The sequence below is a fragment of the Micromonospora hortensis genome, assembly GCF_022230935.1.
In the GTDB taxonomy this organism is placed as follows: Bacteria; Actinomycetota; Actinomycetes; order Mycobacteriales; family Micromonosporaceae; genus Micromonospora; species Micromonospora hortensis.
On the sequence record NZ_JAKKFE010000070.1, the window covers coordinates 78015 to 92801 of the forward strand.

At 70.6% G+C, this 14787-nt stretch carries 11 protein-coding genes; 10 read left to right on the plus strand and 1 reads right to left on the minus strand.

Going from position 1 to position 14787, the window contains the following annotated elements; genetic code table 11:
• Positions 1 to 25: 25 nt before the first annotated feature.
• Together NIE111_RS29655 and NIE111_RS29660 are read left to right on the plus strand one after the other, a co-directional pair.
• Positions 26 to 2284: a CHAT domain-containing protein gene (locus NIE111_RS29655; RefSeq protein WP_238687550.1), complete on the plus strand. Its 2259-nt coding sequence runs from the start codon at positions 26 to 28 to the stop codon at positions 2282 to 2284.
• Positions 2274 to 3602 (plus strand): tetratricopeptide repeat protein, encoded by a 1329-nt coding sequence (locus NIE111_RS29660; protein ID WP_238687551.1) that lies wholly within the window; start codon positions 2274 to 2276, stop codon positions 3600 to 3602. The genes NIE111_RS29655 and NIE111_RS29660 overlap by 11 nt, the downstream gene beginning before the upstream one ends.
• Here NIE111_RS29660 and NIE111_RS29665 read toward each other — a convergent pair.
• The gene (locus tag NIE111_RS29665) at positions 3596 to 4870 is read right to left on the minus strand and encodes a glycosyltransferase (protein ID WP_238687552.1); all 1275 of its coding nucleotides are present in this window, start codon (positions 4868 to 4870) and stop codon (positions 3596 to 3598) included. The genes NIE111_RS29660 and NIE111_RS29665 overlap by 7 nt on opposite strands.
• A gap of 80 nt (positions 4871 to 4950) precedes the next feature.
• On the opposite strand from NIE111_RS29665, the gene NIE111_RS29670 reads away from it, so the two are divergent.
• The 8 genes from NIE111_RS29670 (at position 4951) to NIE111_RS29705 (ending at position 14609) form a co-directional block, all read left to right on the plus strand.
• A complete protein-coding gene (locus NIE111_RS29670) occupies positions 4951 to 5811 on the plus strand; it encodes an Fpg/Nei family DNA glycosylase (protein WP_238687553.1) in 861 nt (286 codons plus the stop codon).
• Between the two features lie 264 nt (positions 5812 to 6075).
• A complete protein-coding gene (locus NIE111_RS29675) occupies positions 6076 to 7647 on the plus strand; it encodes a sugar transferase (RefSeq protein ID WP_238687694.1) in 1572 nt (523 codons plus the stop codon).
• Between the two features lie 39 nt (positions 7648 to 7686).
• A complete protein-coding gene (locus NIE111_RS29680; protein WP_238687554.1) occupies positions 7687 to 8913 on the plus strand; it encodes a sensor histidine kinase in 1227 nt (408 codons plus the stop codon).
• Positions 8914 to 8936: 23 nt separating this feature from the next.
• Entirely contained in the window at positions 8937 to 9698 is a 762-nt protein-coding gene (locus NIE111_RS29685) for a LytR/AlgR family response regulator transcription factor (protein ID WP_238687695.1), read from the plus strand.
• A gap of 67 nt (positions 9699 to 9765) precedes the next feature.
• Positions 9766 to 10428, plus strand: a complete 663-nt coding sequence (locus NIE111_RS29690; protein ID WP_238687555.1) for a DUF5701 family protein — start codon at positions 9766 to 9768, stop codon at positions 10426 to 10428.
• 198 nt (positions 10429 to 10626) lie between these two features.
• The gene (locus NIE111_RS29695; protein ID WP_238687556.1) at positions 10627 to 12657 is read left to right on the plus strand and encodes a carboxypeptidase regulatory-like domain-containing protein; all 2031 of its coding nucleotides are present in this window, start codon (positions 10627 to 10629) and stop codon (positions 12655 to 12657) included.
• A gap of 192 nt (positions 12658 to 12849) precedes the next feature.
• Positions 12850 to 13530 carry a response regulator transcription factor gene (locus tag NIE111_RS29700; protein WP_238687557.1) on the plus strand — a complete coding sequence of 227 codons (681 nt, stop codon included), beginning with the start codon at positions 12850 to 12852 and terminating at the stop codon, positions 13528 to 13530.
• Positions 13527 to 14609 carry a sensor histidine kinase gene (locus NIE111_RS29705; RefSeq protein WP_238687558.1) on the plus strand — a complete coding sequence of 361 codons (1083 nt, stop codon included), beginning with the start codon at positions 13527 to 13529 and terminating at the stop codon, positions 14607 to 14609. Before NIE111_RS29700 ends, NIE111_RS29705 begins: the two co-directional genes overlap by 4 nt.
• Positions 14610 to 14787: the final 178 nt, after the last annotated feature.

A 14787-nucleotide genomic window follows, 5' to 3' on the forward strand; every position in this document is an offset into this window, starting at 1 on the left:
CTGACCGCCACGACGGGATGGGCAGATGGGCACCTTCGAATTGGAGGTCTTCGCGCAGACCTCGAACTACTACGAGCTGCGGCTGTCCGCCGACGGCGAGCCGCCCCGGACCCGCCGCCTGGACCGGGCCGCGGTCGATGAGCTGGTCGCGCTGGTTCGGCGTGACTACAGCCCCGACGCCACCGCACAGAAGGTGTACGGCGCGGTCCGGCTGGCTGAGCTGGGGGCGCGGCTGGCGGAGTTCCTCGACGGCGACCAGCGGTGGCTGACCCCGATCCTGGCCCGTCCCGCCGGGGCGGTGTTGCGGGTCACCGCCGAGCAGCGGCTGCGGCACCTGCCCTGGGAACTGCTCGCGCGGGAGGGCGCGTTCCTGACCGTGGCCGGGCGGGCGCCGCTGCTGCCGGTCCGTGCGGTCGGCACCCACGCGGCGCTGACCGGCCCGGTCACGCCGGGCAACCGGCCGTTGCGGGTGTTGTTCATGGCAGCTTCGCCCGAAGGCGTCGAGCCGGTGCTCAACTTCGAGGCCGAGGAGGCCGCGATCCTGGCCGCGACGCGACGGACCGGCACCGATCTGGTGGTCGAGGAGAGCGGCACCCTGAAGGGGCTCCGATTCCTCAGCCGCGACTATGGGCCCCGCCACTTCGACGTGCTGCATCTGAGCGGGCACGCCACCACCGACGGCGGAAAGCCGGTCTTCGTGGTGGAGGACGAGTTCGGTGCGCCCGCGAGTGCGACGGCCGACCAGATCGTCGAGGCGATGCAGGGGCACTGGCCGAGGCTGGTGTTCGTCTCCGGTTGCCTGACCGCTGACGCCCCCGACGGTGGGGTGTTCCCGTCGATGAGTGAGAGCCTGGTCGATGCTGGTGCCCCTGTGGTGCTGGGCTGGGCGCTGCCGGTCGGGGACGTCTCCGCCACCGATTTCGCCGCCGCGCTCTACCAGGCCCTGGCCGACGGCCAATCGTTGGACGGGGCCGTCATCGAGGCCCGCCGTCACCTATTCCACGACAGGAAGAGCAGCTACTGGCATCTGCTCCGGGTCTACGCCGACCGGTCCCCACTGACGCCCCTGGTCACACCGTTGAACACCAAAGGCCGCAAACGGTCGCAGGTACGCGCCGCCGACCAGCAGTTCCTGGACCCGCAGACCCAACTGTCCCGGGTCGCCTCCCGCGCCGAGTTCGTCGGCCGACGACGGATCATCCAGCGCTGCCTGCGCGCCCTCCGGCAACCCGCCGACACCTCCGGCGCGGCGCAGGGCCTGCTGCTGGCCGGCATGGGTGGGCTCGGCAAGAGCAGCCTCGCCTCCCGGCTCCTGGAACGCATGCCCAACCATCAACATGTCGTCTGGTACGGCCGGGTCGACGCCATCAAGTTCCGCGAAGTTACCAGCAAGATTCGCTTCGACAGCGTCGACCAGACCATTGAGGCCGGCACACTCCTCGACAACGAACAGGTTCCCCTTCTGACCCGGCTGCGGCACCTGCTCGACGCCGACGGGCCACTCGGCGGGACACCCTGCCTGTTCGTGTTCGACGACTTCGAAACCGGCAACCTCGACACCCGTGACGACGGCAGCCGGGTGCTCTCCCCGGCGATGGCCGAGATCCTGCCCGCCCTGCTCACCGCTATCCGCGACACCGGCAGCCCGAGCCGCGTGATCATCACCAGCCGCTACCGCTTCCCCACCCCGGCCGGCACCAGCGTCGCCGTCGAGGCTCTGGAGACCCTCAGCCCCGTCGAGCAGACCAAGAAGATCGCCATTCTGACCAACCTGCGCCCCGAATCCACCATCGACCCGGCCATCCGGGACCGGGCGATCGAGGCCGCAGCGGGCAATCCCCGCCTGCTCGACTGGCTCAACCGGATCGTCGACGATCTTGCCCTCGACATCGATGGCCTGCTCACCGCCATCGAGAACGAGACCGACAGGTTCCGCCGCGAGACGGTGCTGGCCGACAACCTGCTCGACTCCCAGCCCCTCGAACTCCGCCGCATGCTCGCCAGGATCAACGTCGTCGAACTACCCGTACCCGCCGCCACCGTCCACGCGATGCACCAACACGCCGACGCCGATCGGCACCTCCAGCGGGCCGTCCAACTCGGCCTGCTCGAAGAGGGCATCGACCCCGAAACCCGCCAGCCCCGCTACTACGTCTCCAACGTCCTGCACCCCCTCGTTCGCCCTTTGATCACCGACGACGAGTACATCGAGGCATGCGGCGCCGCCGCCCAGTCCCTCTATCAACTCTGGGTCCTCGACCCCGCCGGTTCCGATGGCCGCTGACCCGAGGAACCTCGCCCGCTGGGTCGAGGTGCATCGGCTTGCCGTCGCCGGTCGGCAGCCGGTGATCGCCCGCGATGCCGGTGTCCGGGTGTGTTGGGTGTGGTTGCGTACCTCGCGATTCGCGGCGGTCGAGGCCGTGGCCACCGCGACCCTGACCCTCGGCCCGGATGCCCGCGCCCTCTACCAACGTGGCTGGGCGCAGTTGGCGACCGGTCGGCCCCGGCCGGCACTGGAGGACTTTCAGCAGGCCCTGACCATGTGCCAGCAGGACGGCGACCGGGGCAGCGAAGCAGCCACCCTCAACAACATCGGCCTCGTGTACGACGGGTTGGGGGATCGGCAGCGGGCCCTCGACCACTACCACCAGGCCCTGCCCATCCGGCGGCAGGTCGGTGACCTGGCCGGCGAAGCCGCGACCCTCAACAACATCGGCCACGTGTACGCCAAGTTGGGGGATCGGCAGCGGGCCCTCGACCACTACCACCAGGCCCTGCCCATCGAGCGGGAGGTCGGTGACCGAACCGGCGAGGCCGTCACCCTGAACAACATTGGCCACGCGTATCACGGGTTGGGGGATCGGCAGCGGGCTCTGGATCACTTCCACCAGGCCCTGCCCATCCGGCGGGAGGTCGGTGACCGAGCCGGCGAAGCCGTCACCCTGAACAACATCGGCGGCGCGTACAACAGGTCAGGGGATCGACAGCGGGCCCTCGACCACTACCACCAGGCCCTGCCCATCCAGCGGGAAGTCGGCGACCGAACCGGCGAAGCCACCACCCTCAACAACATCGGCCACGCGTACGACGGGTTGGGGGATCGACAGCGGGCCCTCGACCACTACCACCAAGCCCTGCCCATCCGGCGGGAGGTCGGTGACCGAACCGGCGAAGCCGTCACCCTCAACAACATCGGCGGCGCGTACAACAGGTCAGGGGATCAGCAGCGGGCCCTCGACCACTACCACCAGGCCCTGCCCATCCAGCGGGAAGTCGGCGACCGAGCCGGCGAAGCCACCACCCTCAACAACATCGGCCACGCGTACGACGGGTTGGGGGATCGACAGCGGGCCCTCGACCACTACCACCAGGCCCTGCCCATCCTGCGGAAAGTCGGCGACCGAACCGGCGAAGCCACCACCCGCTACAACATCGCGATGATCCACCAAGCAGATGGTGACCTGGACCAGGCGATCCGGGAACTCGAACACGTCGTCGACCTCGACCGGCAGGTCGAGCACCCCGACCTCGAAGCCGACACCGCCCTCCTCGAACAACTCCGCCAACAACGCTCCCTGGCCGACCCGACCAGGGGTCAGTGAGGGCGGGTCAGGCTCGCGTAGATGTCCAGGTGTCGCTTGATGACCACGTCGGGGTGGAACGTCTGCTCGTACCGCAGCCGTGCCGACGCGGAGAGCGCGGCGGCACCGGCCCGCGCGACCGGGAGCGCGGCGGACAACGCGGCCGCTTCCGGCGGGACCACCCAGCCGGCGCTGCCGGTGACCAGGCCGGCCGGCACCGCCGGCGGACCCGCCGGTGGCGGGGCATGACCGGCGACTGCGGAGGCGTTCTCGGCGGGCCCGGTGCCGGCGGGCTCGTGCGGGGCGTCGGCCCCGACCAGGTACGGAATACCGCCCAACGCCGTACCGAGCACCGGCCGGCCGTTCGCCAACGCCTCGATGATCACGGTGGGCAGCACGTCGTGCCACATCGCGGCGGCGATCACCACAGCGCTCGCCTCGACCGCCGCCTGCACGCCGGCCCGGTCGAGCTGACCGAGGTAGACCACGTCGGGTCGCTCGGCGGCGGCTGCCTCCACGAGCGGGCGCAGCTCGCCGTCACCGGCCACCCGCAGCGTGCCCAACGAACCCACCGGGTGCCGACGCCAGGCGTCCAGCAGCAGGTCGACGCCCTTCTCTGGGGAGAGCCGGGCCATGTAGAGGAACCCGTCACCCAGCGGCGCCGGCCGACCCGGGTCGGGGACGGAGTTCGGCTTCACCACGATGCGTTCGTCCGAAATGCCGTAGTCGCGGAGGTGATCGGCGATCGCCGAGGTGAGCGCGATGTACCGGTCCACCGAGCGCCAGGTGCCCCGGTGCACGGCCAGGGTGGTCGCCATCAGCGCGCTCTGCACGGCCGAGTCGCGGTAGCAGCGGTGCTTGATCGCCGGCACACCCAACGCCCGACCCTTGCAGTCCTGACAGATCACGCCGTCGCGGAAGTAGATCCCCGACGAGCAGACCTGCCGGTAGTTGTGCACCGTCTGCACCACCGGCACGCCGTGCCGGTGCGCGGTCCGCACCACCCACGGCGAGATCAGGGGGTACGGGTTGTGCAGGTGCAGAACGTCCGGTCGGTGCTCGGTGAGCAGCCGGCTCAGGTCGTGTTGGGCGCGCGGCGCCCAGATCGGCGAGATCGGCAGCAGCGCCTTCGCCGCCTTCGACATCGACGGGATCTCGTCCGAGCTGCGAATGAAGGGCAGCACCTCCACGCCGGCGGCGGTGAGCTGCGCGATCTCCGAGTCGACGATCGTGTTCTCACCGGAAGGCTGGGCTTCCCGGTACCGGTTGTGTGCCACCACGATTCTCACGGAGCTTGCCTCTCGTTCGCGATTGCGGGACTCGCAAGCTCATTCCTCACGCTCACGGGAAAGAAGGCTACCGTTGTGTCGTGCCCGAACTACCGGAGGTTGAGGCGCTCGCGGGTTACCTGCGTCAGCGCGCGGTGGGGCGGCGCGTCGATCGGCTGGAGATCGCCGCGATCAGCGCCCTGAAGACGTACGAGCCGGCACCGACCGAGGTCGCCGGCCGGGCGGTGGTCGACGCCAGTCGGCACGGAAAGTTCCTCGACGTCCTCTTCGAGGGCGGCCTGCACCTGGTGGTGCATTTGGCGCGAGCAGGCTGGCTGCACTACCGGGAGGCGTTCCCCGCCACCACCCCGCTGCGTCCGGGCAAGGGCCCGATCGCGGTGCGGGTACGCCTGGACGACGGTTCCGGCTTCGACCTCACCGAGGCCGGCACCCAGAAGAAGCTGGCCGCGTATCTGGTCACCGACCTCGCGACGGTCCCAGGGGTGGCCAAGCTGGGCCCGGACGCGCTCGCCGCGGATCTGCCTCTCTTCGCCGAGCGGCTGCGGAGCAGGCGGGGGCAGGTCAAGGGGGTGCTGACCGACCAGTCGGTGCTGTCCGGGGTGGGCAACGCGTACTCCGACGAGATCCTGCACGCCGCGAAGCTGTCCCCGTTCGCGATCACCGATCGGCTCACCGACGCCCAGATCGCCACACTGCACGCCGCCACCCGACAGGTCCTCGGCGACGCGGTAGAGCGGTCCCTCGGTCAGAGGGCCGCGGAGCTCAAGGGCGAGAAGCGCTCCGGGCTGAAGGTGCACGCCCGCACCGGGCTGCCCTGCCCGGTCTGTGGGGACACCGTGCGCGAGGTGTCGTTCGCCGACTCCAGCCTCCAGTACTGCCCCACCTGTCAGACCGGCGGCAAGCCACTCGCTGACCGTCGGTTGTCTCGCCTCGTACGGTGAGTAATTGCACTTCAGGACTACGGAGCGGAATCGCCCTCAGTGAGCGGAAGCTCCGGTCCGCCCTTCTCGCCACGCGCGCATCCATCGGTATAGTGGCCCGGTCCCCGGCTTCTGAAATGGTGCGGAGCCGGCCAGATCCCGCCAGCACCGGCGGTCGCCAATCTCCTTCGGGGCGACGACCGGTCGGAGGCCGCGTGGGAGACTGGGACGGTGGGCGACCCGGGCCTTCACGCCGAGTGAGCGGCCCGTGTCATGCGGGAGGACATGGGTGAGGTGACGGCAAGCCTCCAGCGCCCGGTAACCAACGAAGGCCGGAGCAGACTCGTGCGGCACGTCGACAGCTTCGAGATCCAGCCGCCGACGCCGCCGTCCCACAACGGCGTCCCTCGGTCGGCTTGGACGAGGGCGCGACGCCGTGTCTCCCGCTGGCACCGCCCCTACATCGCGATCCTGCTGCTTCTCGACTTCGGCGCGGCGGCGTTCGCCAGTTGGATCGCGATCCAGCTGTTCGACCAGGCCGCCTCCGGGTTCTCCGGCACCCAGCAGGACCCGACGTGGTTCCACACCGTCTCCTACCTGCTGCTCCCGCTCGGCTGGGTGGTCATCCTCTGGAGCAACCGGGCCTACGACAGGCGCTATCTGGGGCTCGGCCCGGACGAGTTCAAGCGGGTCATCCGGGCCGGGGTGACGGTCGCCGCGAGCGTCTCGTTCCTCGCGTTCGCCACCAAGACCGAGTTGTCCCGCTGGACGGTCGGCACGGCCCTGCTCGGCGCGCTGCTGTTGATCCTGTGGGGCCGTTTCGTGGCCCGCTGGGCGCTGCACTACATCCGGCGGCGGGCCGGCCAGGCTGCTCACCGGATGGTGCTTGTCGGCACCCTGCCCGAGTGCCTGGAGGTCTACGCGGCGGTCACCCGCAGCCCGGCCGCCGGGCTGATGCCCGTCGCCATCCACATCACCGACGGGTACGCGGCGGCCAGAGGCATGCCGACCCCGGTTCCGGTGTACGCCGGACGCGACGTCCTGGCCCTGGTCCGTGAGGTCGGCGGGGACACGATCGCCGTCTGCGGGTCGGCGAGCGCCGAGCCGGGCGAGTTGCGCCGGCTGGCCTGGCAGTTGGAAGGCTCCGGCGTCGACCTGGTGGTCGCCCCGCAGCTCACCGACATCGCCGGCCCTCGGGTGCACATCCGGCCGATCGAGGGTCTGCCGCTGCTGCACGTCGAGGAGCCGACCCTCTCCGGGCCGGCGCTGCTGGCCAAGAACCTGATGGACCGGGTCGCTGCCGGTCTCGGCCTGCTGCTGCTGGTCCCGCTCTTCCTGGCCATCGGCGTGGCGATCCGGATCTCCGACCCAGGGTCGGTCTTCTTCCGCCAGCCCCGGGTGGGGCACGAGGGGCGCACGTTCCGGGTGTGGAAGTTCCGGACCATGTACGTCAACGCCGAGGACCGGCTGGCCAGCCTGGTCGATCGGAACGAGACCGACGGCATGCTGTTCAAAATGAAGGAGGACCCTCGGGTCTTCCCGGTCGGTCGCTTCCTGCGGGCCACGTCGCTGGACGAGCTACCGCAGCTGATCAACGTGCTGTGGGGCGAGATGTCGCTGGTCGGGCCCCGGCCGCTACCGGCCGACGACGGTGACTTCCTCGGTGACGTGCGGCGCCGACTGCTGGTCCGCCCCGGCATGACCGGGCTGTGGCAGGTCTCTGGCCGCTCCGACCTGTCCTGGGACGAGTCGGTCCGACTGGACCTCTACTACGTCGACAACTGGTCGCTCGCGTACGACCTGAGCATCCTGTGGCGGACCGTCGGGGTGGTTCTCGCCCGCAAGGGCGCGTACTAGAGGGTTGGCGCTTCGGCTCGTAGGGGCGAGGATCGCTGCGTGGCTGCCAACCTCTCCGCCGTGGTCGGCGTCGTCTCACTCGTCACCGCGCTGACCGCAGCCCTGCTGGCGGTGCTGCGGTTGCGGGCCCGCCGTGGCATCGCGACGGCCACCCAGCGGGCCACCTACGAGGTGCTGCACACCGCCGGGCTGGCCGCCGAACCGCTGCGAGCGGGGTTGAGCGAGGCGGGCGCGGCGAAGGCCGTACGGCATCTGCGGGCGCTGGTGGGCGCGGTCGGGCTGGCGCTCACCGACGCCGACCGGCTGCTGGCCCTCGACGGGCGCGGCACGCACCACGGAGATCAACTGCTCGCGGCGGCCCAGGGGACGGTGGACAGCGGCCGCTCGACGGTGCTGGGTGAGCAGGAACTGCACTGCGACCGGGTCGACTGCCCGGTCCGCGGGGCGGTGGTCGCGCCGTTGTTGGCGGCGGACGGCCGGGTGGTGGGCGCGCTGGTGGCGGTCGCCGACAGCCCGCCGCCTCCGGGGTTGGTGCAGGCCACCCTGGAGACGGCGCACTGGGCTGGCAACCAGCTCGCCCTGGCCGAGCTGGACTCGTCGCGGGAGCGGCTGGCCCGCGCCGAGATCCGTGCGTTGCGGGCGCAGATCAGCCCGCACTTCATCTACAACGCGCTGACCGCGATCGGCTCGTTCGTCCGCACCGACCCGGAGCGGGCCCGGGAGCTGATCCTGGAGTTCGCGGAGTTCACCCGCTACTCGTTCCGGGCGCACGGGGAGTTCACCACGCTGGCCGAGGAGCTGCGGTCGATCGACCGCTACCTGACCATCGAGCGAGCCCGGTTCGGCGACCGGTTGCAGGTGCGGTTGCAGATCGCCCCGGAGGTGCTGCCGGTGACGCTGCCGTTCCTCTGCCTCCAACCGCTCGTGGAGAACGCGGTTCGCCACGGGTTGTCCCGCAAGCCGGGCACGGGCATGGTGAGCATCGAGGCCCGGGACGCGGGAGCCGAATGCCACATCACGGTGGAGGACGACGGAGTGGGAATGGATCCGACGACGCTGACCGCCGGCATCGCCGAGCTGGCCCGCGGCACCGGCGACCCGGGCGACGACACGGGCCAGCACGTCGGCCTCTCCAACGTCGACGAGCGGTTGCGCTCGGTCTTCGGGGACCGGTTCGGCCTGGTCGTGGAGACCGGGTTGGGCTCGGGCACGAAGGTGAGCATGCGGGTGCCGAAGTTCCACCCCGGCGTGCGGGCAGGCTCGTGAGCGAGCGGACCGGGACGGGTGCGGTGAACGCGTCCGGTTTCCTGCGCGTCCTCGCGGTGGACGACGAGCCGCCCGCGCTCGACGAGCTGGCGTACCACCTGCGGGCCGACCCCCGGGTGGCCCGGCTGCACACGGCCGGCGACGCCACCGAGGCCCTGCGGCTGCTGCGCGACGGCGACGTGGACGTGGTCTTCCTGGACATCCGAATGCCCGGTCTGGACGGCATGGAGCTGGCCCGGGTGTTGCGCCGCTTCGCCCGGCCACCGGCGATCGTGTTCGTCACCGCGTACGACGACGGCGCGGTGGACGCCTTCGATCTGGGCGCCACCGACTACGTACGGAAGCCGGTGCGCGCCGATCGTCTGGCCGAGTCGCTGCGCCGGGTGATCGGCTCGCGGGTGGTGCCGTCGCACCCGGCGGCGCTGGCCCGCGCGGAGGAGGACCCGACCATCCCCATCGAGTTGGCCGGCACCACCCGGATGCTGCCCCGTTCGGCGGTGCGTTGGGTGGAGGCGCAGGGCGACTACGCCCGGTTGCACACCGCGGAGGGGTCGCACCTGGTTCGGGTCTCGCTGGCCACGCTGGCGGAGCGCTGGGCCGATGCCGGTTTCGTCAGGGTGCACCGGTCGTACCTCGTGCAGTTGAAGTTGATCGCGGAGTTGCGGCTGGTCAACTCCGGCTACGTGGTGGTGATCGACTCGACCGAGCTGCCGGTGAGCCGGCGGCACACCCGGGAGCTGAAGGACAAGCTGGTCAGGGCCGCGAAGCAGGATTGGAATCGCTGAGCTGGGAATGGATGCAGCCCTACCGTACGTTGTACGCTAGTCCGTACGACTTCCGGGAGGCCCTGCCGTGACCGAGACACCGTTCGACGCCGAATCCGAGTTCGACAGCCAACTCGACCGACTGGTGCAGCTCGGCTACCCCGCCCTCGCCGGGATGACCGAGAGCACTTTCCGCGACCTGGTCGCGCCACTGCGGGCCAGGGCGGTCGAGGGCACCGCCGGGCTGCCCGCCCCCACCGACGCCCGGGTGCCGTTCCTGCTGGTCACCACCCGTGACCTGATCGGTGTGCCGGAACGGGTGGAGCTGGCCACCCTGGCCGGCAAGAGCAAGCCCGGCGTCGTCGACCGGAACTACGCCGAGGACGACCTGCCCCGCTTCGACCCGATCAAGGAACTGGAGGTGCCGGCCGGTCCGGCGTACCTGCTCTTCGACGTCGACCGCGGCGAGGAGTACCGCAATCTGGCACCCGCCACGGCCATGGAGGGGATCACCACTCAGGGCCGGTTGCCGCTGAGCATCGACGAGGGGCTCGCCTTCATCACGCTGCACCCGGCCGCGCTGGCCAGCAACCGGTGCTTCTCGCTGGTCGGCTCCCGGTGCGGCGACAAGCGGGTGCCGGCGCTGTGGATCAGCCAGGGCGCACCCAAGCTGGGCTGGTGCTGGTACGGCAACCCGCACACCTGGCTCGGCTCCGCCTCGGCCCGGCCGGAGCGCATCGGCCTGGAGTAACACAAACGGTCCACATCGGAGGTCCGACCACCCGGGCAGTTCCACAGCCATAGCCGGTGACCTATTCTCCGGGTGCCGATCCGTACGGGGCGCCGGGCCGGTGCGGGCGGAGCCTGCTCAGGCCGCCCCACCCGCCTTCACATTGGGACATCAATGCAATTATTCCGAGCCCGCCGCACTTTGCTGGCCGGTGCCGTCGTGGCAGCACTTGTGCTGCCCGGCGCCACCCCGGCCCAGGCCGCGGAGACAGGCGCGGTCAACGGACGAGTGACCCTCAGCTCCGGCACCGCCGCCGGCGACGTCTTCGTGCAGGTATATCCCGCGGGCGACTACGAGAGCGTCGGCTCCACCACCACCGACGCCGACGGCAACTACAGCATCGCGGACTTGGCTGCCGGCTCGTACACCGTAGGTTTCGTCCCGTGGCCCCGACCCGAGCAGTACCACCACCAGAAGACGCAGTTGTCGGACGCCGACCCGGTGACCGTCTCCGCCGGAGCCACCACCACCGTCGACGAGGAACTCTTCGCCACCGGCGCTATCACCGGCCGGATCGTCGACAGCGCCGGCGACCCGGTGCCCGACCTGAGCATCAATGCCAATGAGGTCGACACCTACAGCTGGGCCGGTGGTCGCACCGACGGGGACGGCCAGTTCACCATCTACGCGTTGCCAGGCCGCTACCGGGTGAGCTTCAACCCGATCGAGGGCTCCTACCAGAGCCAGTACGTCCCGGGGCAGCTCGACGAGGTGGGCGCGACCGTCTTCGAGGTGAAGGTGGACACGACGACCGAGGTGAACGAAACGGTGCTGCCGGTGGGCGGGCTCACCGGTCGGTTCACCACCGCCACCGGCGCGCCGCTCGCCAACGCTCAGGTCGACATCACCACCGCGAACATGTACGGCGGAGCGTGGACGGAGACCGACGCCGAGGGCGAGTTCAGCGTCCAGGTGCTCCAGGGCTCGTACAAGGTCGGCGTGATCGCCGGTGAGCGGCAGCAGTACTACAAGGGCAAGCTGACCGCCGAGGACGCGAACGTGGTCCAGGTCCGTGGCGGGCGGCAGACAACCATCGCGGACAGCCTCGTCGGCACCGGGTCTGTCGCCATCTCTGCCGTCGATTCGGTGACCGGCGCGCCCGTCGCCAACTTCTGCATCGACGCGAGGTGCAACAACGGCAGCGGCACGGTGACCGTCACCGGCCTGCCCCAGGGTCGCCACGACCTCTACCTGTACGCGCCGGACAAGTTGTACTTCTCCCGCGACCTGACCCGCGTGCGCGTGGAGGCGAACGGCACCACCAAGCTCACCGTGAAGATGCGACCGGGTGCGGTCATCACCTCCACAATCGTCGACAGGCAGACCGGCGCACCAGTGCGGGACGTCTGCCTGGACGCGTTCCTGCCCAAGCAGGCCGCGCTCAAGGACGGCTACGGCGAGTGCAGCGACCGCAACGGCCGGATCACGGTGGGCCCGCTGATCGGTGGTGACTACAAGCTCTTCGCGGTGCCTCAGGAGGATGTCTACGGTCGCCAGTGGGTGGGCGCCGACGGCGGGACCGGCGACGAACGGCAGGCCGTCTCCGTCGTCGCCACCGTGGGACAGGTGACAACCGGCCCCCAGGTCAGGATGGATCGGGCCGGCAAGGTCACCGGCACGGTCACCGACACGAACGGCAAGCCGCTCACCACGGTCGACATCTCGGTGCTCACCGGTCACCCCGGGGTCGGAGCCCAGGACGCCAGCACCGACGAGCGCGGCGTCTACACCATCGAGCGGCTCGGTCCGTACGCCTGGCCCCTGGTGTTCAGCAGCTACTCGTATGCCAGCCAGTGGTCCGGCAACAAGACGAGCCGCTTCAGCGCCACCCCGGTGACCGTCACCGCCGGTACGACCGCCACCCAGGACGCCCAGCTCGACCAGGGCGTCGCGCTGACGGGCACCTTCCGCACACCCGACGGCACCCCGTTCACCGGTGGGTGGGTCATTGCTCGCAGCGTCGACACCGGCGACATCGCGGGCAGCGGCTCGATCACCGACGGCCGGTTCACCATGCGACTCAAGGGGCCGCAGCGGGTCTTCTTCACCTACAACGCCTACCTCGGCGAGGACCACCAGGTCGACGGTCGCTACCTGGTGACGCAGCCGGACGGCACCCGCGTGTTGGAGAGGTTCACCGTTCCGGCCAGCGGCAGCATGTCCGTGGACCTGGTCGTACCGACCAGCTGACGGATCGACACGGCGGGGCCGGTGGCACTGTGCCACCGGCCCCGCTGAGTCGGTTGTCCACAACGAGCCTCCGGAGTTCCCCCACGCCAGCCGGCATGATCACCGAGTTATCCACAGCCGTGGCCGGTTCTCCACAGGTTATTCACAACGCAAACCACTGATCTCCACGGCCGCTCCCTACAGTCAGGACCCATGAGCGCACGCCGGGTACTGGTGGTCGAGGACGAACGGACCATCGCCGAGTCCATCGCCGCCCGACTACGGGCCGAGGGTTTCACAGTGGAGATCGCGGCGGACGGGCCCAGCGCGGTCGCCCAGTTCCACGCCGCACAGCCGGATCTCGTCGTCCTCGACGTGATGCTGCCGGGCTTCGACGGCCTGGAGGTGTGCCGCCGGATCCAGGCCGACCGGCCGGTGCCGGTGCTGATGCTCACCGCCCGCGACGACGAGACCGACCTGCTCGTGGGGCTGGCGGTCGGCGCGGACGACTACCTCACCAAGCCGTTCTCGATGCGGGAACTCACCGCCCGGGTGCACGTCCTGCTGCGTCGGATGGAGCGGGCCGCCGCCACTCCCGCGCCGCCAGCCATCCGCCTCGGCGACATCGAGATCAACGAGGCGGAGCGACGGGTCCGCCGGGCCGGGGCGGACGTGCACCTCACCCCGACCGAGTTCGACCTGCTGGTCCACCTCGCGGGTCGACCCCGCACGGTGCTCCCCCGGGAACGGCTGCTCGCCGACGTCTGGGGATGGGGCGACGGGAGCGGCACCCGCACGGTGGACAGCCACATCAAGGCTCTGCGCCGCAAGCTGGGTGCCGACCTCATCCGCACTGTGCACGGGGTCGGCTACGCCCTGGAGCTGCCGTCATGACGACGACAGTGCTCACCCGGCTGGACCGGGTGCTGGAGCTGCTGCCCCGACCGCTGGACCCGGTGCGCTCGATCAAGCTGAAGCTGGGTGTGCTGCTGGTCGCCTCCGGGGCGGCCGGGCTCGCCTACTTCTCGTACGGCATCGGCTGGCCGCCGCCGATCACCTCGGCCACCGCCATCGCCGTCGCCCTGCTCACCTCGCAGGTGCTCGCGCACGGCATGACCTCGCCGTTGCGGGACATGACGGCGGCCGCCGGCGCGATGGCCCGCGGCGACTACACGCGTCGGGTGCGCGCCACCTCCCGCGACGAGGTCGGCGAGCTGGCCCAGGCGTTCAACAAGATGGCCGAGGATCTGCACGCCGCCGACCAGCGCCGACGTGAGCTGATCGCCAACGTCTCGCACGAGCTGCGTACGCCGATCACCGCTTTGCAGGGCGTGCTGGAGAACATGGTCGACGGGGTCGCCGATCCCGAACCCGCGGCGCTGCGTTCGGCGTTGGCCCAGACCGAACGGCTCGGGCACCTCGTCGCCGACCTGCTCGACCTGTCCCGACTCGACGCCGGGGTGGTGCCGCTGCGGCGCGTACGCATCGACGTGGGGGACTTCCTCGACGAGGCCGTGGAGCATGCCACGGCCAGCGCGTCCGGCGCCGGCCTGGACGTGCGCTTTGAGCTCCGCGACCTGCCGACACCGCTGACGGTCCACGCGGACCCGTGGCGGCTGCACCAGGTCTTCGCGAACCTCCTGGACAACGCGGCCCGCCACAGCCCACCCGGCGGCGCGGTACGGGTGTGCGCCGAGGAACACGGCGACCAGCTCCGCTTCGAGGTGAGCGACGAGGGCCCGGGCATACCGCCGGACGAGCGTTCCCGGGTGTTCGAGCGGTTCACCCGCGGCGACCGGTCGGCCGGCGGTGGGACCGGGCTCGGCCTGGCCATCGCCCGGTGGGTCGTCGAACTGCACGGCGGCCGGATCGGTGTCCTCGATCCCGCCGGACCAGATCGGGGTGACCGGCCCGGCTGCCGCATCCAGGTCACCATCCCGTGCGACGGGCCATACCGAGAAGAGGCCGCATGACCAGCCCCGGCAGCACCCCCCTCCCGGCCACCGGGCCGACCGGGCCAACGCAGGTCGCCCCAACCGTCAGGCCCGGTCCGGGCGCATCGCCGGCCCCCGGTCGGCCCCAGGCCGCACCGCTCCTGCCCCGGCCACCATCGATGATCGCGCGGCGCTGGCCGGGGCCATCCGGCGACGC